Origin of the sequence: Bacillus sp. NTK034 (assembly GCF_017303275.1) — a bacterium.
In the GTDB taxonomy this organism is placed as follows: domain Bacteria; phylum Bacillota; class Bacilli; order Bacillales; family Cytobacillaceae; genus Cytobacillus.
Genome location: NZ_JAFKOJ010000006.1, coordinates 172,857 through 197,583, shown reverse-complemented (window position 1 = coordinate 197,583; position 24,727 = coordinate 172,857). Strand labels below are relative to the sequence as shown.

Sequence of the window (24,727 nt, the reverse complement as noted above, 5' to 3'; positions counted from 1 at the left end):
CGAAACTCCAAAGTTATGAGCGAAATCCCGGATTTATCGGCGAAACTCCAAAGTTATGAGCGAAATCCTGGATTTATCGGCGAAATTTCAAAGTTATGAGCGAAATCTCTGTTTTATCGGCGAAATTTCAGTAATATGAGCGAAACCACAAAATTATCCGCAAAATCCCTAATTAATAAGCCTATAAAAAAAGGAAGCCCCAATCATTCGGGGCTTCCTTTTTGCATGAATTTCTTTTCATAATGGCTCTGAGCCAAAAGCGGCCAAATATACCGGTAGCTGTGATAGTGCATGTACAGAAAACCTGCCATTCCCTGCCCTTTTGGGTAATCGTTTGTCCAGTCATTTCTTTGTCCTTCGCGGATCAGGAAGGCTATGCCTTTTCTGATCTCAGGGCTGTTTTCATTAGAAATGGCAATCAAAGCATCCACGGCCCAGGCAGTATGTGTTAAGGTACTGCTTCCCAATGGTACATAGCGTTTTTCCATATCGCTTCTGCAGGACTCTCCCCAGCCGCCGTCTTCATTCTGCACAGACTTCAGCCACTCTGCCGCTTTTCTGATATATTCCTCATCTGCCTTTTCCCCTGCAGCGGCGAGGCCGGTAAGGGCTGCCCAGGTTCCATACAGATAGCAAATCCCCCAGCGTCCATACCAGGAACCGTTTCTCCTCTGATTCTTTTTCAGCCAGCCTATTCCTTTTTTAATTGAAGTTTCGGCTCCTGTGGAAAAGGTGCCTAAATATTCAATGGTCCTGCCTGTTAAATCTGCTGTGGACGGATCGGTAAGAATAAACTCTGCTCCCTGAATGGGGATTAGATTCAGCAGGCGATTATCCACATTTTTTTCAAATGCCGGCCATCCTCCATCACGGTTTTGCATGGATAAAACCCATTGCACTCCTCTCTGCCTGGATTTCTCAAAAACCACTCCTGTTTGGTTGTGAATACTTCTCAGACTGGCGGTCGTATCATCCACATCAGGATGTAAAGTGTTGAAGTCTGAAAATCCCCAGCCTCCAGGAAGTCCCTCGCGGTTGTGGACCGTCCAGTCTCCATGAAGGGTATGCTGCTTTGAAAGCAAATATTTATTTGCTTTAAGAATCGCTGCATCTGAATCATCCACACCCGCCTCCTGGAGGGCGTGGGAAATTAAAGCGGTATTCCACACTTTAGCGTCAGTGAATTGAAAATGGATATGTCCATCTATTTTACAGGACATTCCCTTTAATCCCTTCACCGCCTTGATAATGACTGGATTTTTGGGCGAATAGCCGATAGCGAGGAGGGCAAAAATCATATAAAACGTGCTGCTGAAATAATTTAATGATGTTCCATCCGGTTCAATCCGATCGAGCATATATTGCTTTGTTCCCTCATATGCCATACTGCGGAGCCGATCCGGTAATCCAATTAAGCTTTCGGCCATGCCGGCAAGAATGTTAACAAGGTTTCTCCATTCATCAGATCGGCTTTCTTCCCATAGTTCTTCTCTGTCCCTTGTTCCATAGATTTCGTCCAAATCCGGACTATTTTCCGTTCTTCGCCTGAATTTTTTGCTGCCAAGCACGATCACCGGCGAGAGATGAATTCTGGCAAAGCTCGAAAGCTGGTAGATGCTGATTGGACTGGATGGAGGGAGCAGCACAATTTCGATGGGCACTGGAAAAACGGCAGGCCATGGATATTGGCCTGTCATTGCAAGCAGGATTTTCGTAAAAACCCCTGCTTTTTTTATTCCGCCCTTTGATAAAATAAATTTCCGTGCAGCTGCCAGATGCGGGTCATGCTTCTGTCTATAGCCTGAGTACAAAAGGGCGTAATAGGCTTCAATGGTTAATGATAAGTTCCCTTCTTTTTCGTCTTTAAAAAGCTTCCACGCACCGCTTTCATCCTGGCGGCTTTCTATTCTCTCCGCCAGTTTCTGAATTAGCTCTTCATCCTTCATTTTGAGCGTTCTCAGCAGGATAATCATATAAGCATCAGTCATGATTCCAATTTCAAACGGATACGCCCAGGAGCCATCCTGAGATTGGCTGCTTTTCAGCAAATCGGTTAACCGGCTTATTTCTGCCTTGACTGGCTGCACATTCCTCATTCCCTCACTAAAGTTTTATTACACTATATTCCATAATCAATTAAAGAATTCAACCTTCCGGAAGAGTTTGCTAAGGGCATTCTAACGGTCAGAGAATCCTGCAGCAGTCCGGTTCATGATGACATGGCTTCATGGCAGCAGTTCAAAGAGGGGACCTATAATCATTCATATTTTCGGCACATGAAACAATTCTCTCCTGCTCATACTAAGGTCGGAGGTGCGCCAGCGATATGAAATTCTCATGGGTATTGGGGATCATGCTATTAACACAAACTCAAACTGCCAGTCTACCTGATGACTTATCCATTGAACATGACGGCAGATCCATTGCAAGTGTCAACAGGTCAGAATATCAACTGCCGTTTCCCGAGGTTCCGCTAGTGGACGGTGAACGGTTCACTCAGCTCCTGGAAAAATTAGATCGCCAGACGTATATTCCGCCTATGAACGCGTACATAGGCGAAAGCGGGCGCGTCATTGCCGAGAAGCCTGGAAAAATACTGCACCGCAAAGCATTCACAGATATTTTTTATACATATTTTTATAGTAACGGGCCGGCTAAAATTGAGATCCCAATACTCCCCGTATACCCGAGAGTGGATCGGGATCTTATCTCCCATATCCGGGTTAAAATGATCGGCCAGTATGTTACGTACTTTAATCCGAATAACGCCTCACGCTCCCATAATATTCAGCTTGCTGCCGAAGCACTTGATAATTATGTTGTTTTTCCGAATGAAGTATTTTCTTTTAACCGTGCTGTCGGCAAAAGAACGGCAGGGAAGGGCTATAAGCGTGCACCGGTTATCGTTAGAGGGGAACTGTCAGAAGATATCGGGGGCGGGATCTGCCAGGTTTCCTCAACTCTATTCAATGCAGTTGACCGGGCAGGCGTTAAAGTGATCGAGCGTTATTCCCACAGCAAAAAGGTTCCCTATGTACCGCCTGGCCGGGATGCAACTGTAAGCTGGTATGGCCCGGATTTCACCTTTAGGAACCGTTACAGCTCTCCCCTGCTCATTCGGGCAAAAGCTATGCATGGCCAAGTGGTAATCAGAGTATACTCCTCTGATGAGATTGATTATGAGCCCCGCCAGGTTCCGAAAGCGTCAACAATGCTGCCGGAAGAAATCAGCATTGAAAAGGAAGCGGTTATAGAGGATTGATAGCCTTATGAATGGCATTTATGATGGCATCCGCCTCCCGGCAATTTAATGCCATCAATAAAAAAGGCCAAGGACCATTATGACCAGCCCGAAAATCGCAGAGCCGCGCTTCACGCTTCTGTTCTGCCCGGGCTTTAGGTATAAACTGATGACAAACCCAACTGGCAAAACAATGCCATTAAAGCTAAAAGTAAATGTGCCTAATAGATAATAACCAATCAGTTTCAGTACCAAAAGCTCTTCTTCCTCTTTCCTGCTCCGGTACAAAAGATAAATGCCGGCTGCCCAAAATAATAAAAAGATCATAAACATATGGTGCACCCCCTTTTAAATACGGTATTCTATGTTAAGCAGGAAAGTGAATATAAACAGAAAACACCCGCTTAACAGCGGGTGTTCATCTTTAGATAAGAGCTTTCGAAGAGACAATTACGCCATCTTCATCTGCATATACATATTCTCCCGGCTTCCAGTCAATCCCGCCAAATGTGACAGGTATATCGTGATCCCCTTTTCCCTCTTTCCGGCTTTTCAAAGGATTGCTGCCAAGTGCGAAGATTCCTATATCCAGGCTTCCTAGCTCCACAGTATCGCGAACACAGCCGTATATAATTACTCCGGCAAGCTTTCTTGATTGGGCAATCTCACCAAGCCGATCACCCATTAAGGCGCATCTTTTTGATCCGCCGCCATCCACCACCAGCACACTTCCCTCTGGAATGGACTCCAGTGCTTCTTTTACCAGAACGTTATCTTCAAACACTCTAACCGTTGAAATGGGACCGGAAAACTTTCTTTTTTGCCCATAAGATTTAAACTCCTGCTGGCAAATAAGCAGCTCTTTGCTGTGGTCATCACATAAATCGGCCGTTTTGAAATCCAAAAGAGATCTCCTCCTTTAGCGCTTTTGGCTGTAAAACACTATGCCATCTTCTTTACTTCGATAGGCAGCACCCTGTTCCCTTCCTTTTTTCATAATCGAAAGGGAAAGATTGAATATTTCAGGCATATACCTTTTAGTAAGGAAACGTTCTTGGTTCAGAAAAGCGGAAGCGCCTTGCCCACGAAGGAACGCAGACTAAAAGAGCCACGTCCTGTGGCAACGTCTGCATGACCCCCATCCTGGGGGCCTCAAGCACAAGACCAGCCTCCCGGAAAGGCATTCTTTGTCTTTTCGGGAGGATTGCTCGAAATGTGGAGGCGACTGCCCAGGGACGACAGGCATAAGCCGGTTCCTGTAAGAAGGCGTTCTTCCTTCTGAAAGGAAAAGGCTTATGACCCCGAGTCCCTAGGAGCCGCAACAAGACATGCTTGTGACCTCGAGGGGGCAGGCGCTGGAGCTAGACAGTTATCGACGTTCAAAATTTATACTTTCTATCTTATGAAAATGGGAGGTTAAAGGATGGCTCTAATGTGGGCAATTACAATCGGTTTTATGGTTTCATTGGGACTGGCCGGATTTATGCTTGTCCATTTTTTAAAGGGGGCAATGGATTCCAGTGATTCCACGACAGTTGATAGGATTCAGAGTGATCCGGAAGAGTAGAGAAAAGAGGCTGCAGTAAAGGCAGCCTCTTTCTTAGTTTTGGCAATTTGCGCAAAAAAACGTTTTCCGGGAAGAAATTTCTTCTTTCACTATAGGGCTGCCGCAGCGGAGGCATGGCTCTGCTTCTCGATCGTATACTCTGCATTGTTTATTATACCCCCCGGTTTTAGCATCTCCTTTAAACAAAGGCACTTCCATATAGCCGCCAAACTGGATGGCCCTGGTTAAGACACCCTTCATAGATTGAAAAAGGATTTTTATTTCCTCCTCATCCAATTCATCCGCTTTTCTCATAGGCAGCAAGCCCGCTTCAAAACAGATTTCATCGCTGTAGCAGTTGCCGATTCCTGAAAGGAACTGCTGATTGATAAATGTCGTTTTCAGCATTCCTCTTCTGCTTCCGATCAGTTCGCGAAAGGCCGGAAATCCTAATGTTTGATCCAAGGGCTCCGGTCCCAGATCTGAAAGCTCCTTTTCCAACTCTGTGTCTGTCAGCAAGTGGAGATAGCCAAGTCTAAGTCCAATAAAGTAAAGCTTTTTATCTCCAAAAGAGATAATGATCTGTTTGGTGCGGTCAGGATTGTCTGTTTCATTGCCAATATACATCCAGCCGCCAAGCATCAGATGCAGCAACAGATTTTTACCGGAGCTCAGCTTAAAAATAAGATGTTTAGCCCTTCGGTGGATTTCGGATATTTGCGTATTAATCAGCTGACTTTTAAATTGGACAGGCGGCACGTTGATGGATTTCTCCCGATTCACCTCTACATCTGTAATGACTTTACGGGCCAGCTGCTCCGTTAAAAGCCTTTTGTAGGTTTCCATTTCCGGAAGTTCAGGCATGGCGTCAGCTCCTTCCTAAAATACTATTACCTTAGTATTTAATGGAAGGAATCACTTCATTCCTGAAAACTGCGCCTTGAATTTTTTTACAATTGTTCGATATTTCGTAACAGTACTTTCCAATATTTTGATATTGAAAATGGTACGATGGTGTTATAGGGAGGTTTTTCAAATGCAAAAGAACCGTTCCAGCAAGCAAACTTTTATGTTTTTTCTCATTTATTTTGCGTTATTATGCAGTTTAATTTTTGCGGCTGTTACCCTTAAACCTTCTTTTCTACAAGAACAGCCTTCAGAAATTTCTTCTGCTTTTTCAAAAGAACTCGAGATTCACAAGCACAAACAGGAAAAGAAAACAGCTGAGAACGAAGGAAAATGGCAGCCATCCTACCTTTGTGATCACAGCTATTTCTATTGGCTCTTGTCTAGATATTATCGTTGTACTTCTCTGGGCCCGTCATGAAAATAAAAAGAAACGGGACGGACAATTCTCTAACCCTAATAGATTGACCAATAAGAAGTGGTTCTGGTACTTGGTTTCAATGGGCATTGTTCTGCACAAGGATGGCAAGTTGACATTCAGCCTGAAAAACTTCATCGTAACTATTATCTTTTTGGTATTATTGAAGCTTTGGCTGTTTGACCAGCTTGAGAGCATCTAATAGTCATCACAGACTCTGAATAATAGCCTTATTCAGCTGGGCAATGATATCATCCGCATGTTCAATTCCGATGGATATCCGCACCACCTGCTTGGTAATGCCGAGTTCCCTGCATACTTCAGGGGGCAGTGCCCGGTGCGATGTTGTCAGCGGATGGGATACTGACGTTTCAACACCCGCAAGTGTCGGCACAATTTTAATCCACCCCAGCTCTTTAAAAAACTCATTCACATCAGCACTGTCAGCCAATTCAATCGTCACAATGGCGCCAAACCCTTCTTCACCGTGCTGAAAAGGATAATAGACATTTTTTATTTCTTGATTTTGCTCTAATGCCCTTGCCGCTCTAATGGCATTTGCTGACTGCTGCTTCATTCTGAGAGCCAGGGTTTTCGCTCCCCTGCAAGTCAGCCAGGCCTCAAACGGACTTAAATTAGCCCCAAGGTTAACAATTTTTCCGCGTGCTTTTCCGATCAGCTCTTCTTCTCCAGCCAGGACACCTGCTGTAATATCGCTATGCCCGCCAATGTACTTCGTTGCACTATGAACAACTAAATCAATGCCTTTCAAATAAGGCTGGCAATGATATGGAGTGGCAAATGTATTATCGATCAGGGTAACGAGATTATGCTTCTTTGCCAGGCGGACGACTTCCTCAAGGTTTTCCACCCGCAATAGAGGATTTGTGATGGATTCAGAATAAAGAAGTTTTGTATTCTCCTGTATGGCTTCCTCCACTTGTGAAGCATCAGAGAAAGGAACAACGGTTACTTCTATACCGAGCTGTGTCAGCTCTTCTTTGATTAATTGGAAGCTTCCGCCGTACAGGTCATCCGCTGCCACAATATGGTCGCCGCTTTTGACCACAGCAAGCACTCCCGCCAGAATGGCAGATAAACCGGATGAGGCAGCCGTCCCGGCTGGTGCTCCTTCCAGGCTGGCAATTAATTCACCAAGCTCATCCGTATTTGGATTTCCGACCCGGGAATATAGATAATTGCCGTTTCCCTGATAAAATCCCTCGAGCTCATCCAGATCATTGAATGAGAAGGCTGAAGTTTGATAGATCGGCGTTACTTTGCTTTGAATTTTGCGGTTGCTCTTACTTTTCTTGTGCAGAACAGAAGTTTCGAAATTCATTTGGCTTTCCCCTTTAAAAGAAATAAGGGCTGGACAATGCCCAGACCTTTAATGCAATAATTAGCTGAATTATAGAAAAATTATATCAATACAGCTTTTATGCGTCAATGAAGGAAAGGATCTCTACTTTACTTCCTTCAAAAAGCTTTTAGTCCTGATGCCTGTTCGCCGAATGATTAAAGTTGTGTCTACATTTATATCAGCATCACTAAATTTTTCATCCCAGTTTTTCTGGACTTTTTTGAAATTCTGATAATCCTGTCTCAGCACAACTTCACCAAAACCAAAAATATCGGTACCATATTCCTGCTGAACCTTCTCAATCGTTTTTGTGACCATCTCATTAATCTGTTTTTGGGCAGTTTCTGCACTTTCTTTATAAGTCCTTGCTTTATCAAACTGATCGTTGCAATGAGTCCCGTCAATATACGCCTCAGCTCTGATTTTTATATTAATCTTTGCTTTTCCATTTTCGAGTTTTCCTTTAATCTTTGTCCTTGTATCATATATTCTAAGCCCCATATACCGGTTTTCACTGCATTTGACTGTAATGGATGTTTTTTTGATCTTATTCTGAAGCCATAAGTAATTTCTTGAATCCTCCAGTGTCAGAAATCCTTCCAGCTTATCACCTTTGAATATAGCCAGTGAGTCCAGGACGACAAGCGCATCCGGGGTGACCTTCATCATATTTTCCGCGCTGGCGCCAGCTTCCGGGTCACCCTTGATCCTGACAGCAGCCATTACAGGCTGACGTCCCGGAGCGGTCCATGCTGTAATGACATCATTCATCCTCACGCCTGGATCTCCGCCCCAATCCTTCATCATGGTGTCCAGCTGAGTGTGCAATTTTAAAGAAGTAGATTTCTGAAATTGATACGTCACTTTTAATACATCAGATCCCTTTCCCCCTCTTGCAATCAAAATATTAAAATCATCCCGGATTTCCCGGTTTCTCTCCAGAAAATCAATAAAATCAATAATCCCTTCTTTTGCAAGTTCTTCTCCAATAATCAAAGTGCGCATGTGGGAATAGATCAAATGCCTGGAAATCCCTTCATTCACTCTATAAGTCAGTTCTGCCAGAGAGTTTCCTTCAGCAGAATAAACAATGGATGGCGCATTTCCGCTGGCAGTGCGGTTATTCAATTCTGTTGCATTTATGCCTTCTACAGTCAGAGTATACTTTTCATCCTCGCCCTTATCCACAGCCATTCCTGTCACAACGGTTATTTCGCCCAGCTCTCTCTGATCCCAGCATCCAGAGAGCAGTATAGCAGTCAAAATAACGGCAAACACCACACCATAATTTCTCAATTGGACTGCTCTCCTTCCATTGGAGGAGGAGAAGGCGACCCGGTCTTTGAAAACTTTTCAGGATTCTGTGTTTTTAGGTAAGCTGGCCGCTTCCACATACTCCAAATCGGGAACCGGAAAAAGACATCTTTCTGCTGCTCAATGATAAATGGAGCAACAGGTGAAAGATAAGGAACGCCAAAGGATCTGAGAGAGCTTAGATGGGCGACAATAAAAACAAGAACAATCAGGACGCCATAAAGGCCCAGAAAAGCCGACACAATGATCAGCAGGAATCTTAACAGCCTTGCTGCAGCAGCAAAACTATAAGTGGGTGATACAAAATTGGCGATGGCTGTAATGGCGACAATGATGACCATTATATTTGATATAATCCCTGCTTCAGCTGCAGCCTGTCCGATTACGAGAGCGCCTACAATTGATACTGTCTGCCCGACAGCACGAGGCATCCGGACACCGGCTTCACGCAGAATCTCAAAGGTAACTTCCATCAATAGCACTTCAATGACTGCCGGAAATGGCACTCCCTCCCGCTGTGCGATGATACCGAGAAGCAGGGGTGTCGGCAGAAGTTCATGATGAAAGGTTAAAATCCCGACATATAAGGATGGCGTAATCAAGGCAATCATAAACGATAAATACCTGATCATTCTTAAAAAGCTTCCCATCATGAAGTTTTGATAATAATCTTCTGCAATGGAAAAGAAATCAACCAGAACAGCCGGAACTACCAGCACAAAAGGAGTCCCGTCAACAAGGATGGCAATTTTCCCTTCAAGCAAATTGGATGCCACCGCATCTGGCCTTTCTGTATTCAGCGCCAGCGGAAAGGGTGTAGCTGATTTGTCTGCAATCAGCTCTTCAATATTTCCAGATTCAAAAATGGCGTTCACTTTGATTTGGCCAAGCCTTTTGCGGACTTCCTGGACGATCTTCTCATTTGATATGCCTTCCATGTACCCGATGTATACAGAAGTATTAGTCTCAGATCCAATAATAAATTTTTCAAAACGAAGCTTTCTGTTTTTAATTCTTCTCCTCAGCAGACTAACATTTGTTGATATCGATTCCACAAAACCATCCTTTGGCCCCCTAATAACCGTCTGGGTGCTTGGCTCTGTAATGGAACGGTCTTCACCTGAGGCCATGGAAAGGGAAAGCGCTTTTTCCATATCTTTAAAAATAATAATGATGTTGCCATAAAGGAGTGCAGTAATGATATCATCGAATGACTTAACCAGCTGGTAACCTGCCCCTCCGAATTTCTCTTTGCATAGCGATTTCAAATCGTCCTCCGTTGTTAATTCAATTCCATCCTCCTTCCCGCTGAGCGATTGCAGGATCGTTTCTTTTAATAATTTTGTATCAATCATTGTTGTAAGATAGATGAGTAAAGCATCTTTTCCTTCTGTTTTCAGCTCATCCATGCTTAAATCAACCGTGCTGCCGAACTCTGCATTTATTCTTTTTTTCAGCTGTTCCAGACTCATGCTTTTAAGATCTGGGCCAGAGTCCGCAGCTTCCGCAGGCTGAACAGGATATTCTTTCTTTTGGCGCATTTTTAAAAGTGATTTAAGAATACTCAAAACTTCATCCCCTTCACACCGGGTTTAGCCTTTTTCTTTCGCCGCTTCCACAAAACTGCGATCAGCAGAAGTGATGGCAGTCCAAACTGCAATGGCAAGTGCAGGAAGTATGGGACCAACTCAAGCCCCTCCTGCCAATGATCACCGAAATTTACTGATATTAATATAGAAAAAGATGAAACAATCATGGCTACCGGCAAGGAAAAATACCGGTAAGGAAGCCGGAAGGTGTACTCAAGGCCTTTCAATCCAGCAAACATGAACACCGAACCCTTGACCAAAATCCCCAGCATCATAATAAAAACAACGAGTGCATCTATTCTTTCAATAAAATTGCCGATTGAGACTTCGCGTGCAGAACTGAGCATAGGAAAATTGGAACGCTGCAAAGCATCAGCTCCAAGTGTGACAATCATCAGAAACATCGCAAATAATAAAAGTGCACCTGCTATTCCCACTCCCATCAATGAAACACGCAAACAATATTTAAAGTTGGTTACAACCGGTAGAATGAGTGTAAATGCAATGAGCTCGCCAAAAGGGAACACGATTAAAGTTGGAAAAAGCGCATTCAAAACTGGCCGAAGCCCATCCCCAAGCACAGGCTTAATCTCATGTAGATTGGCATTGCCGCTTGCAAATAGCAGGATGGTTAGAAGAAACAAAAATCCGAATAAATAAGGAGTGAAAATTTCCGAAGTTCTCCCCAGGACTTCAAGACCGAGATACAAAATATAAGACATCAGCAGACAGATGGTCAGCGAGATGATTTCTATTGGTGTCGATGGCAGAATGGCCGAAGCAATCAATTCGCCAAAATCACGGACCACCCTGCAGGCCAGATACAGAAAGTAAACCACGTATATAATAGAAAAAATGATTGCAAGCGGCCTTTTAAAGCCAAACTCCATCATCTCGAATAAATTTTTTCCAGGCACCCGGCTGATTAAGAAATAATAGAATAGCATGATTCCAAACCCGATCATTATGGCGGCTGCGATTGCAATCCAGGCATCTTTCTTGGCATCCCCGCCTACTCCGACAACAATGGCGCTTCCTAAAAGGAAATTGATCAACAATGTCAGCAGCTGGCTGAGAGATATATTCTCTTTTAACATTCCATCACCAATCCCTTTTAAAATGTACGTTCAGTTAGCATGTCCCAGCGATTCCTTTACCTGGATGCCCCTGATTTTTTCTTCGCTTTAAAAAGACGAAAATCAATGACTGCACTTGAAAGCAATCCAATAAGTACAGAAACAATAATGATCATTCTTCCAGTGGCAATCTCCGTAAACAGTAAATTCCTCAAAGCTTCCCATATCGTATAATCAAATATTTTCATATCAAAAAGTGCAGCTAATATAGTCAATAGCAGAAATATGCTCAGATAGCTTAATGTAATCATGACTGTACCCCATTAACATTCGATACTGTATATCTTTTCTCGGCCTGCACATTTTATCCAGAATTGATAAAAAAAACAGTTGAGAACCTGATTTATCATTCCCCCTGATTAATTAACAATTTAATGGGTATGGTTAGAGAAGGAGAATTTGTATAGGAATAGGGTTTGCAGGAAAAATTATGGACGAATATAACGTTACAGGAGGACAGGGTATGACGACATCCAACCACAAAACGCCCCAATATCCAGAGCCTTATTGGAGGGAGGAGGAACTTCCGGCCTTCGACAAGCTCAGAGAAGATGCTCAAACGGAAATTGCCATTGTAGGTGGCGGCATCACAGGCATTACGGCGGGTTACCTTCTTGCCAAAGAAGGCTATAAAGTGGCTATTCTTGAAGCCGGCAATATATTAAACGGTACTACCGGACATACGACAGCAAAATTAACAGCACAGCATGGATTAATTTATGATGAATTGATCAGTCATTTTGGCGAGGAAAAAACCAAACTCTATTATCAGGCTTCAGCAGATGCTATAGATTTTGTACGGAACATTGTATCAGAAAAACAAATTGATTGTGATTTCAGCAACGAAGAAGCAATCATATATGCTGTTTCAGAAGAGTATGCCCGAAAAGTTGAAAAAGAGCGGCAAGCCTATGAAAAACTCGGAATTCCAAGCGGAATGAAAGAGAGCATTCCTTTTAACATCAAAACAACAGCGGTGCTCTCCATGTTTGATCAAGCCCAGTTTCATCCGCTGAAATACCTGAAAAAGCTTCTTAAAGATTTTGTGGATTTAGGCGGTATTGTTTATGAAAATACAACAGCTGCAGACATTGAAGAAGGCAGTCTGCCTGATGTCGTGACAAGAGAAGGCCATCGCCTGAAATGCAAATATGTCATTGCTGCTTCCCACTTCCCTTTTGCGGATATGAAAGGTTTTTATTTTGCCAGATTATCTCCGGAAAGATCTTATGTCCTTGGCGTAAAAACCAAAGAGGATTTTCCTGGAGGCATGTATTACAGTGCCGATTCACCTACCCGCTCACTGAGGTACACACCCTATAACGGAGACAAACTCATTTTAGTGAGCGGCGACAGCCACAAGACGGGCCATGGACCGGATACGATGAAGCATTACGAAGCCCTTGAAGTCTTTGCGGAAGAGGTGCTCGGCATAACCGATTATCCTTATCGCTGGTCTGCCCAGGATTTATATACGCTTGATAAAGTCCCGTATATCGGCCCAATTACGTCCAAACAGAAGAATATCTTTGTCGCAACCGGCTACCGGAAATGGGGAATGACAAACGGGACTGCAGCCGCCATGCTGATAAAAGATCAGATTATGGAAATGGACAACCCTTATGCCGAGCTGTTTACGCCATCCAGATTCCAGGCTGACCCAAGCATTAAAAAGTTTATTGCAGCCAATACAGATGTAGCCGGCCAGCTGATCAAAGGGAAGCTTGAATTCGTGCCTAAAGAAACGGCAGATCTGTCCCATGATCAAGGCGGCGTCGTGATGATCAATGGCAAACGGACAGGTGCATACAGGGATCCTGAAGGCAGTCTCCATCTTGTGGATACAACCTGTACTCACATGGGATGTGAATGTGAATGGAACCACGGCGACCGCACCTGGGACTGCCCGTGCCACGGCTCCCGCTTCTCCTATGACGGAACAGTCGTTGAAGGTCCTGCTGCCAAGCCTCTGAAGAAAGTTGAAGAATAAGGCATTAATACGTTTTTTTAATTGAAATGTAAAAAAAGACAGTCTTCAAAGGGAAAACTGTCTTTTTTATGCACTTTGCGAGGATTTACTTGCCAGTAATGGAGCTAGTACCGATTTATGTGCGGATAGAATTTTTTCTGTGCGTATAGCTCAAATTTATGTGCGGATAAAATTTATTCTGTGCGTATAGCTCATTTTATGTGCGGATAGTATTCTGCGTTGAAAATATGGCTGCATTCTAGTTTTTGAAATGCTGGATAGCCTGCTTTTACTTCCGGATAGCTGGATTTTACTTGCAGATAGCTCATTTTTATTTTCGGATAAACCGTTTTATTGCGGCATAGTTCATTTTTCTCCAGCAACAAAAAAATCCCCCTTCTAAAAAGGAGGATTTGGTTCATCAGTCCTGCACGTTGTTTTCTTTCTTTTCTTTGCTTCCGGTTGTAAATTCAACAAGCTCTTCGCTTGTGCGTTGTGGTCTGTGTTTATTGTTATTGCGCTGTGCATTGCCGTTGCCGCGTTTGGTTCTGCCCATATTATCATCTGCTCCTTTTTTGTTTTATCAGGAGTAGTATGAGTCAATAAAGGAACAGTTATTCTGATGCCGGGAGTTCAATTTCTGGAGCTTTCCTATGCTTAGTGGCCTGTTCAAAGGCATAAGCCAGTTTGATGAGAAGAGGTTCACTGTAAGCAAGTCCTGTAAATGTGATGCCCACCGGCTCGCCTTCCGGGGTATATCCGGCCTGCACTGTGATGGATGGATATCCCGCTTTTGCAGGGATGCCTGCACCATAATTATTCGGGAACACGATGGCATCGAGATGATGCTCTTTCATTACGTAATCAATGCCCTTCTCACCTGAAAAATAAATATCCTTCTCAAGTGCAGATATATAGGCCATTTCCGTCAGGTTTCCGCTTGTTTCCTCTGATTCAATCAGGATGGTTTGGCCATATTTTAAGCATTTTCCGCTATGATTTTCATTAAAATCAATGACATCGGACAGTGAGTGAATATTAAGGTGCTGTGCGACCGTTCGCAGGTAGGCATTCAAATCAACTTTAAATTCATATGTCAGGACATCATAGCTCCACTCTCCTTTGGCGGAAGGAATCACTACCCCGTCCAGCACCTCTGCACCCAGCTCTTTTAAATCGTTTACCGCCTTATTCATGACTGAGAGCTTCTCTGAACTTAGGTAGTCAAAATAAGTCTCCCTGGCAATGCCGATTCGCGCCCCCTGTAATCCGGCTTCATCAAGGAAAACGGTAAAATCCATGCCCTGCAGATCTTTATTTGTCAGGGTAATCGGGTCATTTTCGTCAGGTACTGCAAGCACGTTCAATAATAAAGCGGCATCCTTAACCGTTCTCGCCATCGGTCCGGCAGTATCCTGACTATGGGCAATTGGAATAATGCCGGTTCGGCTGACAAGTCCGACTGTCGGCTTAATTCCAACGAGAGAATTCTGGCTGGCTGGACTTAAAATGGAACCTGATGTCTCCGTTCCAATGGCTGCGGCCGCAAAATTAGCGGCGATGGCTGCACCGGATCCTGCGCTCGAACCTCCCACATCAAATTTTCCCGTTCCATATGGATTCAAGGTTTGTCCGCCCCGTGAGCTGTATCCGCTTGGCATCCCTTCCGTCATAAAATTGGCCCATTCTGTCATATTTGTTTTTCCTAAAATAACGGCTCCCGCTTGTCTTAATTGAGACGCCACAAATGAATCCTTTTGTGCACAATGATCCTTCAAAGCGAGTGAACCTGCAGTTGTATGCATTTTGTCCCCTGTATCAATATTATCCTTTATCAATATGGGAATGCCGTGAAGAGGGCCGCGCGCACCCTGTTCTTTTCTTTCCGCATCCAGAGACGCTGCTATATGCAATGCATCCGGATTGAGTTCTAAAACAGAATGAATCTTTTTATCCAGATGTCCAATCCGGTTCATGTACATCAATACAAGTTCTTTGGAGGAAATTTCCCCAACCTGCATTTTTTCCTGCAATTCATCTATCGTCGCTTCAATAAGATCGTTATCATGAAAGCTCTTTAGCATTGGATTCTCCATCATCGATTTCCCCTTATTCTTTAGTTAAATAAAGCTCCACATACTAATTCGCTTAGAAAAGGAGAAATTCCTTTTTATAAAAAGAATGCCAGGCACCAACTGATATGGGTGCCTGGCTGTTTGATCATTATACGATTTGGCCGCCTCGCATTACCTTCTTTTCTGCATTGAGGCCCAGTTCTTTGCCCATTTTCTTAAGTTCGCGCTCTTCTCTTTCAGTAACAAGGGAGATAACGGTTCCGCTTGCGCCGAATCTTCCTGTTCTTCCTGAGCGATGAACATATTGATTAACATCTTTCGGGAAGTCGAAATGGACAACATGGGAGACTCCTTTGATGTCCAGCCCTCTTGCCGCAACATCTGTAGCAATCAGCATATTGGTTTTGCCGGTGCGGAAGTTCTTGATTGCTTTCTGTCTGTCGAATTTGCTCAGATCACTGTGCAGGGTGCTTGAAGAGATATTTTTAAAATCAAGCTTTTCGGCCATAACGGTCAGGTTGCCGATATCCTTAACGAATACCAATGCTTTTATGTCCTCGAGCCTTGAGATTTTTTCAAGCATTTTAATTTTGTCCCTCGCTTCTGCCACAAAATAAATATGGTCCACACCTGCAGCCTGAATGGTTTCATCCTTCTCAACACGAATCACTTCAGCATCAGCTGTAAGCTCTTTCGCAAGCTGTTCAACAACCGGCGGCAGTGTCGCTGAGAATAATAGGACCTGGCGTTCTTTAAGTGTAGATTTAACAATATTTTGCACAGTCTGAGCATGTTCAGGCACGAGAAGCTGATCTCCTTCATCAAGGACAACAGTTTTTACTTCATGCATTTTCAGCTTTTTCTGTTTAATCAGCTCCAGCACCCGGCCTGGCGTTCCTAAAGCGATGTGCGGGTGCTTCTTCAATTTCTCAAGCTGCCTTTTCACATTGGCTCCGCCGATAAAAGAAGCAGCTTTAATCCCGCTGCCCTCAGCCCATTTTTGGATCTCACTTAAGATTTGCATCACAAGCTCCTGTGAAGAGGCTAAAATAACGGCCTGTACCGCCTGTTTATCCGGGTCAATTTTCTCAAGGGCCGGCAGCAAATACGCAAGTGTCTTGCCTGTTCCGGTCGGTGACTCGGCAATAATATCCCTGCCTTCCAAAGCCTGTGGAACCGCCTCTGCCTGAACGGTCGTCGGCTGTGCAAATGCAGACTTTTTCCATGCCTCCTGGATAAATGGCTTCATATTGTCAATAAAAGATTGTGTCATATGTTACTCCTTTTAACTTTTTCGAGTGTAATCAGATATTTATTAGTATAGCCGAAAATCGGAAAAAACTAGTATCGGTAATGATACTAGCTTATAGGCTGGGAGTTGTCCACCCTCAACAGAAAAAGGCGCGAAGCCATTGCTGGCATTCGCACCTTTAAAGCTTATTTGTGAATCCATACGGCTCCAGCAGAGTTATCCTTCGCTTCACCAATCACTTGGAATTTCAGGCCATGTTCCGGAACGATGCGTCCTGCATCAGGAATAAGGCTGTTAATATATGTTTTTGAATCATCAAAAACAGAAATTCCCTTTAAACCAGGGTAGTCATAATCACCGCGAGTTGGCGAGCTTACTTCCCATGCTGGTGCTTTGTCCAGGGAGAACGCAGCATCTGCAATCTGATATCTTGTGCTTTGAGATACTGTTTCTTTGCCGTCTAACAGACCGGTAATGGCTTCCGGATGTGAATCCACCACTCCAAGGAAACCTTCCCCAGGATGAACGCCAACCCAGTTGTCTGTGTGGCTGTCATCGGCATACCAAACAACTAAACCAGTGTTGTATTTAACTCCTCTTGATTGGGCAAGGGCAGCGTCGGAGCCTGCGTAATTTCTCCACTCCAGATAATAATGGTTCTTCGCATAGCTGATTCCGTTGGAAACAATGAATCCGTCAAGAGTCATCTGTGTCCCGCCTTCAGCATCGTCTGTGAAAATCACATTTCCATCAGCAGTTACAGTGATTTCATCAATCGCAAATCCGTCCAATGCCAAGCCGCCATCTGTTACATATTCGAATGTCAGGCTAACTTTTTTACCGGCAAATCCGCTTAGGTCATATGTCTTATCTTCCCATTCGCCTTTTGAAGATTCAGCACGGGCATCCCCATCTGTATCATCATCACCAATTACATCGAGCTCAGCTTCTGTCCCATCGTCTGCTTTTGCAGTAACAGTCAGATAATCATAATCAAACTCAATATCATAGTAAACTTTCGCATTGAAGGCAGCTGTTTCCGCATTTGTTAAGTCTAATTCAGGCGTCGTCAAAGTCGTATGAAGATCATCACCCTTCGTGCTGTAGTAATATTTCTCGCCAAACGCAGGTGCAATCCCCTTTACTTCTTTTTCTGGAAGATTTACTTTTACAATTCCAGGGTTTTTAGATTTGGTTACACTTTGGTCAATAACAGTTGCCAAACCTTTATTATCAATATCTTCATAATTTACTTCCATAATATTAGCCCAGTTTCCGCCCATGCCTTTTTGGAAAAATTCTTTATTTTGCGGTGAGAAACTAGTTGGTTCAGTACCTGCTATTTCGCCGTTCCAGCTGCCGCCGCTCATGATGGACCATGAAGCAACCGGCTCACCTTGACCGGTATATTGCGTATCATACTCATCCGGCAATCCTAAATCATGTCCAAACTCATGGGCAAACACCCCGACCGCTCCATCTTCAGGCTGAATGGTATAATCGAATGCACCCATTTTTCCGCCCCAATAATCTACCTTGGCTGTAGTATTCGGAACAGCAAATACTCCGCCAAGTGTCCAGCGGTGTGACCAGATGGCATCATCACCAAGCGCTCCGCCGCCAGCTTCCTGTCCTGTGCCGGCGTGGATAATCATGAGGTGATCAACTAATCCATCAGGCTCATTAAAGTTTCCATCTCCATCTAAATCATATAAATCAAATTCATCATATTCCGAAAGATCCATTCCAGCGTTCACAGCTGCTTTTAAAGCCTCTTTTACTAAGTCGCGAGGTCCAAGAGGTGATAGATTATCATGACCTCCGGCAGGACTATCATCACCATAATCGCTCGCATTTCCAGGGACTGTCAGCCATTCTGACACAGTGCCATCCACAGTGTAGCTGCCGCCGGACTGCTCTTCATAGAACTGCTTAAACGTTTTTACTTTATCTCCATTAAATAATTCAAATTCAGTATCGCCAAACATCAGCTTCTCATAGTGCTCTTTGTTGAAATCCTCAGCGTACATATATCCCTCTTCCTGAGTTACATTGTTATGCTTGAAATCTTCAAATTCAGTTAGAAGCACAAGCACTTTGTCTGTTCTGACATCACCATTGTAGCTTGCTTCTTTGGCCGGATCTACTTTTACATAGCCGTCCGGTTTGCCCTTTTTATAGTTTTTATGACCTTTATTCAGCTGCTTTGTCATCTGTTCTTTTTGTTTCGTTAAGAAATCCTTTGTTTTTTTATCAAACTCATCCTTATGGTCATGGCTATTTGCTGTATTTCCAGGCTGCTTTTCACCTTGCTTTTCTTTTATGTACTCCTTAACTGCCTTTTCTATTTCTTTAGAGGAAGCATCCTTTTTAACCAATCCTCTGTCTTTTAATGCCTTCCCCAGCCTGTCTTCATTCACAATATTCAAATCAATCGGTGCAGAAAGTTCCTCTGCTGAAACTTTTGAAGGAGCTGCTGTTGTCCCGGCAAAAGATCCCGCAAATAGTGCAGCTGCCATCATCGTGCTGGCTGTAATGGAAGATACAACCTTAAAAGGTTTTTTCTTATTACTCATTCTTATAGCCTCCTATTTAGTTTTTCTGAATTTTCGAAGTGCGAGATTAATTCTATCAAATTAACATAAAGTTTTTAATAGTCTAACAATACTGTTATTTTAATATTTCGATAACATTTGAGTAGGTAATTTTAATCAATTTATCCGCCGCTAAAAGAAAAAACGGGTACCTATACCTATTTTCGAGGGATATAGAAAAGGAGCATCAGACTGCCTGATGCTCCCTTCCTGTTATTTATTCAATTTAGTAATTCTTCCTTCAACCGCCGGGTTTACTTCTTTCTGCTCTTTAATGTAGTTGATTAAAGCATCAAGGTCGACGATATCCACAGTGCGGTTCCTGCCGTTTAAAAGGGCGCTATAGCCGTCTCCACCATCAGCCATATAGTTGTTTACCGTCACAGAATATTCCTGTTCTGCAGCGATTGGCGTTCCATCGTTCTTTACTAAAGAAACAATCCGATCTCCAGCAGCTCTCGAAGAATCGTACGTCACCTTTAAGCCGGAAACATGCATGATTCTTTCTTTTGAACCCCATTGCTGTTCAAAAAGTTCTTTTATCTGGGCACCGGTCAATGTCAATGTCACAAGGTCATTTCCGAAAGGCTGTACCGTAAAAGCTTCTTTCCACGTAATATCTCCAGCATCAATGCCTGCACGGACGCCGCCTGAGTTCATGAAGGCAAAATCGGTATTGGTCTGCGCAATCATGGAATCTGCAATCAGGTTGCCCATCGGAGATTCTCCATCAGCATTTACCTCTCTCGTAATACCTGTTGAAGTATGACCGATGACTTCATTTAAAATCGGAGCGACATCAGCAATATAAGCATCAAGCATTTGCTTAATTTCTGCATCAGGTTCAACGTCACGTGTGGCGCTTACGATTTCAGCCTTTTTAGCAACAATATCTTTCGTCACTGGATCAATTGTTAAGTCCACATCGGAAAAAGCAGTTCCATAGGAATAAGATTGAACAAGCAATTTCCCGTCCACCACAGTATTTGTGTACTGATGGTTATGGCCGCCAAACATCACATCCACTTCATCATCAACTGCATTCGCAATGTCAGCGAGTTCCTCTTGAGGATTAGACCCATCTATATCGGACTTTACAGGGTTATGAGTAATGACCACAATCGATTTAACACCCTGTTCCTTCAGCTCAGCTGTGTACTTGTTGATTGCTTCCGCTTCGTCCGTGAATTCTACACCTGCCGTTCCGCTTGGCGTAACAATTCCAGGAGTATCGGAATAGGCAATGCCAATAAAGCCGACTGGCACTCCATTTACTTCTTTAATTACATAGGGATCAAGGATTGGCTCCTTTGTTGTTTCATCCACTACATTAGCTGCAACATACGGGAAGTTTGCTCCTTCAAACTCGCCATACTTCTCTACAGTTTTTGGATGGGCCCCGCCATTGATAAGGCGTCGCATTTCGTCTACCCCTTCATCGAATTCATGGTTGCCGACTGTACCTATATCAAAGCCGATCTCATTAAGCATTTTAATTGTTGGCTCGTCCTGAAGTAGGGCCGAAACAGGGGAGCTCGCCCCTACTGCATCACCTGCATGCAGCATAATTGTATTGGGATTCTCTGCTTCACGCTGTTTTAAGTGTGCAGCTAAATACTCGATTCCACCCGCATTCAAACCGGAATTAAATGTATCAAGCTGACCATGGAAATCATTGATCCCCAAAAGTTGGACTTCAAATGGCTTTGGCTCCGGGAATTGAAGCGAATATTTCGCAAAGCCATTGGCTGCTTCCCCCGCATAGCCGATTCCGCTGCCTTCAGCAATCGCATCCTTTGCATCCGGTGAAGATTCGAACGTTACATTTACGCCACCGGCAACCGGTGCAAATGACCAATTGGCATCTGCAGAAGGATCGATGGTTTGTTCTTCTCGGATATAATCAATGATCGCCTGGCGGTTTTCATCCGGATAAAGCTCTACTGCCGTGTTGTTTCTGACTCCAGGGAAAGTGCCGCTGGCCCGATAATTATTTGTCACAACGATGAATTCCTGATCCGGATCAATAGGTGCTCCGTTATACTGAAGATTTTTGATTCTGTTTGCATCAGCATTAACCTGCTTGCCATCTTTATCATACTTAGCAGGTTCTGTTACATCGATCTCATATGTCACACCATCGATTACATCATAGTTATAAGTAGGGAAATCATTATTAATGAGTGACTGTTCTCCCGCTTCATTATCTTTTATCTGATTGAACTGGCCTGCAGACATTTCAAGCCATTCCTTCACATCTGCCCCTTTAATTTTTACCGTAGCGACTGTATTCGGATACAGGTATAGATCGGCTACATTTTTAATGGCGATTGTGCCTTCAGGGATATATGTGTAATAGCTTGCCCCGTTGCGGCCGCCTGCTTTAAAAGGAGCTCCCGCCGAAAGCACTGGTGTATTTTCATCTGGTGTTCCTTTTAATTGCTTCTCAATATACCACTTCTGTGCATTCGTCACAATTTGAATGGACGGGTCATCTTTTACAAGTGCAAAATAGCTGTGGATATCAGCTGTTGTTTCCCCGACAGGCTGGCGGACATAATTCACGGTTCCATCATGTTCTTCCTTTACAGCTTTCAAAATAGCAGGATCTGCATCTGCAAGGCTTTCCTTGACGGTCGCGCCGGATTCATTTTTATAGCTTCTGAAAATAGACCTTAAAGATGACTGGGAATCCTTAACCTCCCACTTGCCCTTTACCTTGGCAATAGTCAGGTCCATAACGCCAAGCTGATTGCCCCAGCTGCCCGGCATGATGAAGGGCACCCCGTTGACCGTTCCCTTTTCTGCATCCACTTCAGGAAGATCGGTGAAATCTCCCGGAAAATTCTTATGGTTGTGTCCGGAAATAACCGCATCAATGCCTTCTACTTTTGTTAAGTCGTAGGCTGCATTCTCTTCCATCTCAGCATATGCTGCGTCCCCCATGCCGGAGTGCGCAAGTGCAATGATAATGTCCGCACCCTCTTCTTTCATTTTAGGAATATTGGCTTCTACTGATTTTACAATGTCTTTTGTGATGATTTTTCCATCAAGATTGGCTTTGTCCCATTGTGTAATCTGCGGAGTCACAGCACCGATAACCCCAACCTTAATGACCTGTTTTCTTCCTTTTTCATCAACGACTTTTTTCTTGATGATTTTATATGGTTTAAAGTAATTTTTATCGTTTTCCGGATTATTATCATCGTCGTCTTTGTAGACATTGGCATTTACATAAGGAAATGGCGCATCATCCAGAACCTCATCCAGATAATCGAGGCCATAATTGAATTCATGGTTTCCTACCGTAGCGGCATCATAATCTAATAGTTCCATAGCCTTGAACACGGGATGCATTTCCCCATCCTCAAGCTGATCTACTTTTGCTTTATAATCTCCAAGCGGATTACCCTGAATGAGGTCTCCGTTGTCAAATAATAATGTATTCTTTGCTTCTTTTCTTGCCTGTTTGATTAAGGTAGCTGTTTTAGCCAGACCAAATTCAATGGTTTCTGCATCTTTATAGTAATCATAGTTATAAAGGTGTGTATGTATATCTGTTGTTCCCAGTATCCGCAGGCTTACTTCATGGCTGAATTTAATTTCCGGTTTCCCTGCATGATCAGGCTTTGCCGCCATGACAGAATCATATGAAATAGGAGCTGCTAAGACAGATAGGGCCATCGTTGTTGCGAGTATCGTCTTTCCAAGTTTGCGCATAGGCTTTTTCAAATGAATACATCTCCTCAAATTATAGTAGATTAGGATGATAACATTCATAATTCTATCTATTTTTAGACTTATTTGAGAATGAGCAATTAGTCGGAATTAACATAGGAAAATTATTAAATTTTTGTAAAAAAGAAGCCTATTTACCTAATAAAATACAGCACCCTCATAGGGTGCTGTATGATTTCGAATAGTATTATTATAATGTCAGTTACTATTTTCCAGGTCTGCCCTGAACATTAAATGACATCCTCCTGAATTCTTTTTATTGGGTTGGCTGCTCTATAGGAATAGTAAGGTTCACAATTGTCCCTTTCCCCTTTTCACTTTCAAAAGTGATTCCCGCCTTGTGTTCATCCACAATCTGCTTGGTAACCATCAGCCCTAAACCGGTTCCATCCGGTTTAGTTGTATAAAATGGATCCACGACCCGTTCCATATTTTCAGCATCGATCCCGCAGCCTTCATCTTTAATACTGATCAAAACCTGATCGCCCTCCGCCATTTTGGCCGAAATCAGGATCGTGCCGCCTTCTGTCATAGATTCCATCGCATTCTTAACCAAATTAATAAAAGCCTGCTTAAGCATATTTTCGTCGCACTGAATTTTAGGAACAGCTTCCAGATTTTCTGTTTCAAGACGGATGTTCTGATTGGCTGCCTGTTCATGTATGATCGAAATAACATAGTTAATCACTGCATTCAGTTCAACTCTTTTAAACATAGGCAGTCTTGGCTTGCTTAAGATCATAAGGTCATCGGCAATCAGATTAATGCGGTCGATTTCCTCAATCATGATTTTATAGCGGTCCTGATCTTCAGGATGTTTTTCCATCTGCAGCTGAGTAAACCCTCTTAATGCTGCTAAAGGATTTCTTACTTCATGGCCGACTGCCGAAGCCATCTGACCGACAGCAGCCAGCTTTTCAGTCTGGCGGAGCTCCTGGAAAACATGTGTCAGCGAGTGAATATAGGAATAGAAGCGGTTCAGCAGAACATATGAAACACTTGAAAAAATGGCCATAAGCACGATTGGCACCATTACCTTTTGGCTGCTCAACAGTAAGCCGGCAAGCAGATACTTCGCAATCATTCCGCCGGTTACTATCCAAAAATAGCGCTTATTCACAAAAATCGGTGAAAATATAATAAATAAAAGTTCTACTGCACTTCCGCTCTGAAATTCCTTCGATTCTCCGAAATAGATCAGCATGCTGTTACTAAAATCTATCAGCAAAAACCCTGCAAAAAATAAGTATTTTACCTGAAAAGGGCGTTTTGTCCTGATTAAATACAGCGCTAAAGGCAAGAGCCCGATAATAGCCAGATAATAACCCCATCCAAGCCCGCCCTTTGGAAGCCCGATGCTGCCGCCAGTATTGAGGGGAAGCAGATAATAATAAAACAAATCATAAAGTGTTAAAATGATATAGAATAGCCATATAAAAAGCATAACTGCTTTTGTTTCTTCTTTTATCAAAGTCTGTTGATTAAAGCCTTTCATCTACATGCTCCTTGGTTAACTCTATTAATATTGTGTCTTTAGCACTATTATATACGTTTATGTCGAAACATGTATAATATGTTATATTCTT

General features: G+C 43.3%; 20 protein-coding genes. 4 read left to right on the top strand and 16 right to left on the bottom strand.

The window, feature by feature from the left end; translation table 11 throughout:
* Positions 1-203 precede the first annotated feature (203 nt).
* Positions 204-2,096, bottom strand: a complete 1,893-nt coding sequence (gene shc / locus JI665_RS17830; RefSeq protein WP_206841927.1) for a squalene--hopene cyclase — start codon at positions 2,094-2,096, stop codon at positions 204-206.
* A gap of 230 nt (positions 2,097-2,326) precedes the next feature.
* On the opposite strand from shc, the gene JI665_RS17825 reads away from it, so the two are divergent.
* Positions 2,327-3,262, top strand: coding sequence for a VanW family protein (locus JI665_RS17825; protein ID WP_206841909.1), 936 nt, complete (start codon positions 2,327-2,329; stop codon positions 3,260-3,262).
* Positions 3,263-3,316: 54 nt separating this feature from the next.
* Here the strand turns inward: JI665_RS17825 and JI665_RS17820 are convergent, their stop codons facing one another.
* Positions 3,317-3,574 (bottom strand): hypothetical protein, encoded by a 258-nt coding sequence (locus tag JI665_RS17820; protein ID WP_206841890.1) that lies wholly within the window; start codon positions 3,572-3,574, stop codon positions 3,317-3,319.
* Positions 3,575-3,665: 91 nt separating this feature from the next.
* Positions 3,666-4,145 carry a ribonuclease E activity regulator RraA gene (rraA, locus tag JI665_RS17815; RefSeq protein ID WP_206841887.1) on the bottom strand — a complete coding sequence of 160 codons (480 nt, stop codon included), beginning with the start codon at positions 4,143-4,145 and terminating at the stop codon, positions 3,666-3,668.
* Positions 4,146-4,664: 519 nt separating this feature from the next.
* Between rraA and JI665_RS17810 the strand changes: the two genes are divergently transcribed.
* Positions 4,665-4,808 carry a hypothetical protein gene (locus tag JI665_RS17810; RefSeq protein ID WP_019382584.1) on the top strand — a complete coding sequence of 48 codons (144 nt, stop codon included), beginning with the start codon at positions 4,665-4,667 and terminating at the stop codon, positions 4,806-4,808.
* Between the two features lie 33 nt (positions 4,809-4,841).
* Here the strand turns inward: JI665_RS17810 and JI665_RS17805 are convergent, their stop codons facing one another.
* On the bottom strand, positions 4,842-5,651 hold the full coding sequence (locus JI665_RS17805; protein ID WP_206841884.1) for an Fpg/Nei family DNA glycosylase: 810 nt from the start codon (positions 5,649-5,651) through the stop codon (positions 4,842-4,844).
* A 248-nt stretch (positions 5,652-5,899) separates the two neighbouring features.
* Here JI665_RS17805 and JI665_RS17800 point away from each other — a divergent pair, with 248 nt between their 5' ends.
* Positions 5,900-6,313 (top strand): hypothetical protein, encoded by a 414-nt coding sequence (locus JI665_RS17800; RefSeq protein ID WP_244671245.1) that lies wholly within the window; start codon positions 5,900-5,902, stop codon positions 6,311-6,313.
* Positions 6,314-6,319: 6 nt separating this feature from the next.
* Here JI665_RS17800 and JI665_RS17795 read toward each other — a convergent pair whose 3' ends face one another.
* The 5 genes from JI665_RS17795 to JI665_RS17775 form a co-directional block, all read right to left on the bottom strand.
* The gene (locus tag JI665_RS17795; RefSeq protein WP_206841882.1) at positions 6,320-7,453 is read right to left on the bottom strand and encodes a trans-sulfuration enzyme family protein; all 1,134 of its coding nucleotides are present in this window, start codon (positions 7,451-7,453) and stop codon (positions 6,320-6,322) included.
* A 123-nt stretch (positions 7,454-7,576) separates the two neighbouring features.
* Positions 7,577-8,770, bottom strand: a complete 1,194-nt coding sequence (locus tag JI665_RS17790; RefSeq protein ID WP_206841879.1) for a Ger(x)C family spore germination protein — start codon at positions 8,768-8,770, stop codon at positions 7,577-7,579.
* The gene (locus JI665_RS17785; protein ID WP_206841864.1) at positions 8,767-10,356 is read right to left on the bottom strand and encodes a spore germination protein; all 1,590 of its coding nucleotides are present in this window, start codon (positions 10,354-10,356) and stop codon (positions 8,767-8,769) included. Before JI665_RS17785 ends, JI665_RS17790 begins: the two co-directional genes overlap by 4 nt.
* Positions 10,353-11,474 (bottom strand): GerAB/ArcD/ProY family transporter, encoded by a 1,122-nt coding sequence (locus tag JI665_RS17780; protein WP_206841861.1) that lies wholly within the window; start codon positions 11,472-11,474, stop codon positions 10,353-10,355. Before JI665_RS17780 ends, JI665_RS17785 begins: the two co-directional genes overlap by 4 nt.
* Positions 11,475-11,530: 56 nt before the next feature.
* Entirely contained in the window at positions 11,531-11,764 is a 234-nt protein-coding gene (locus JI665_RS17775) for a hypothetical protein (protein ID WP_206841858.1), read from the bottom strand.
* A 212-nt stretch (positions 11,765-11,976) separates the two neighbouring features.
* Between JI665_RS17775 and JI665_RS17770 the strand changes: the two genes are divergently transcribed.
* Positions 11,977-13,503 carry an FAD-dependent oxidoreductase gene (locus JI665_RS17770; RefSeq protein WP_206841855.1) on the top strand — a complete coding sequence of 509 codons (1,527 nt, stop codon included), beginning with the start codon at positions 11,977-11,979 and terminating at the stop codon, positions 13,501-13,503.
* Between the two features lie 191 nt (positions 13,504-13,694).
* On the opposite strand, the gene JI665_RS17765 is transcribed toward JI665_RS17770, so the two are convergent.
* The 7 genes from JI665_RS17765 to JI665_RS17740 all read right to left on the bottom strand — a co-directional run bounded on the left by JI665_RS17765 (position 13,695) and on the right by JI665_RS17740 (position 24,636).
* Positions 13,695-13,865 (bottom strand): hypothetical protein, encoded by a 171-nt coding sequence (locus JI665_RS17765; RefSeq protein ID WP_206841853.1) that lies wholly within the window; start codon positions 13,863-13,865, stop codon positions 13,695-13,697.
* Positions 13,866-13,903: 38 nt separating this feature from the next.
* Positions 13,904-14,038 (bottom strand): hypothetical protein, encoded by a 135-nt coding sequence (locus JI665_RS28995; protein WP_019382593.1) that lies wholly within the window; start codon positions 14,036-14,038, stop codon positions 13,904-13,906.
* A 58-nt stretch (positions 14,039-14,096) separates the two neighbouring features.
* Positions 14,097-15,578, bottom strand: coding sequence for an amidase family protein (locus tag JI665_RS17760; protein ID WP_206842650.1), 1,482 nt, complete (start codon positions 15,576-15,578; stop codon positions 14,097-14,099).
* A gap of 127 nt (positions 15,579-15,705) precedes the next feature.
* Positions 15,706-16,830: a DEAD/DEAH box helicase gene (locus tag JI665_RS17755; RefSeq protein ID WP_206841850.1), complete on the bottom strand. Its 1,125-nt coding sequence runs from the start codon at positions 16,828-16,830 to the stop codon at positions 15,706-15,708.
* 164 nt (positions 16,831-16,994) lie between these two features.
* Positions 16,995-19,385, bottom strand: a complete 2,391-nt coding sequence (locus JI665_RS17750; protein WP_206841846.1) for an immune inhibitor A domain-containing protein — start codon at positions 19,383-19,385, stop codon at positions 16,995-16,997.
* Between the two features lie 231 nt (positions 19,386-19,616).
* Positions 19,617-23,135 (bottom strand): bifunctional 2',3'-cyclic-nucleotide 2'-phosphodiesterase/3'-nucleotidase, encoded by a 3,519-nt coding sequence (locus JI665_RS17745; protein WP_244671244.1) that lies wholly within the window; start codon positions 23,133-23,135, stop codon positions 19,617-19,619.
* A gap of 262 nt (positions 23,136-23,397) precedes the next feature.
* Positions 23,398-24,636 carry an ATP-binding protein gene (locus JI665_RS17740; RefSeq protein ID WP_206841814.1) on the bottom strand — a complete coding sequence of 413 codons (1,239 nt, stop codon included), beginning with the start codon at positions 24,634-24,636 and terminating at the stop codon, positions 23,398-23,400.
* Between the last annotated feature and the right edge of the window lie 91 nt (positions 24,637-24,727).

What these genes read in the sequence shown, in the direction of transcription:
- JI665_RS17760 (WP_206842650.1), bottom strand. Translation starts at nt 15,578, where the DNA reads ATGGAGAATCCAATGCTAAAGAGCTTTCATGATAACGATCTTATTGAA.
- JI665_RS17805 (WP_206841884.1), bottom strand. Translation starts at nt 5,651, where the DNA reads ATGCCTGAACTTCCGGAAATGGAAACCTACAAAAGGCTTTTAACGGAG.
- JI665_RS17750 (WP_206841846.1), bottom strand. Translation starts at nt 19,385, where the DNA reads ATGAGTAATAAGAAAAAACCTTTTAAGGTTGTATCTTCCATTACAGCC.
- JI665_RS17820 (WP_206841890.1), bottom strand. Translation starts at nt 3,574, where the DNA reads ATGTTTATGATCTTTTTATTATTTTGGGCAGCCGGCATTTATCTTTTG.
- JI665_RS17770 (WP_206841855.1), top strand. Translation starts at nt 11,977, where the DNA reads ATGACGACATCCAACCACAAAACGCCCCAATATCCAGAGCCTTATTGG.
- JI665_RS28995 (WP_019382593.1), bottom strand. Translation starts at nt 14,038, where the DNA reads ATGGGCAGAACCAAACGCGGCAACGGCAATGCACAGCGCAATAACAAT.
- shc (WP_206841927.1), bottom strand. Translation starts at nt 2,096, where the DNA reads ATGAGGAATGTGCAGCCAGTCAAGGCAGAAATAAGCCGGTTAACCGAT.
- JI665_RS17795 (WP_206841882.1), bottom strand. Translation starts at nt 7,453, where the DNA reads ATGAATTTCGAAACTTCTGTTCTGCACAAGAAAAGTAAGAGCAACCGC.
- JI665_RS17740 (WP_206841814.1), bottom strand. Translation starts at nt 24,636, where the DNA reads ATGAAAGGCTTTAATCAACAGACTTTGATAAAAGAAGAAACAAAAGCA.
- JI665_RS17755 (WP_206841850.1), bottom strand. Translation starts at nt 16,830, where the DNA reads ATGACACAATCTTTTATTGACAATATGAAGCCATTTATCCAGGAGGCA.
- JI665_RS17825 (WP_206841909.1), top strand. Translation starts at nt 2,327, where the DNA reads ATGAAATTCTCATGGGTATTGGGGATCATGCTATTAACACAAACTCAA.
- JI665_RS17810 (WP_019382584.1), top strand. Translation starts at nt 4,665, where the DNA reads ATGGCTCTAATGTGGGCAATTACAATCGGTTTTATGGTTTCATTGGGA.
- JI665_RS17780 (WP_206841861.1), bottom strand. Translation starts at nt 11,474, where the DNA reads ATGTTAAAAGAGAATATATCTCTCAGCCAGCTGCTGACATTGTTGATC.
- JI665_RS17775 (WP_206841858.1), bottom strand. Translation starts at nt 11,764, where the DNA reads ATGATTACATTAAGCTATCTGAGCATATTTCTGCTATTGACTATATTA.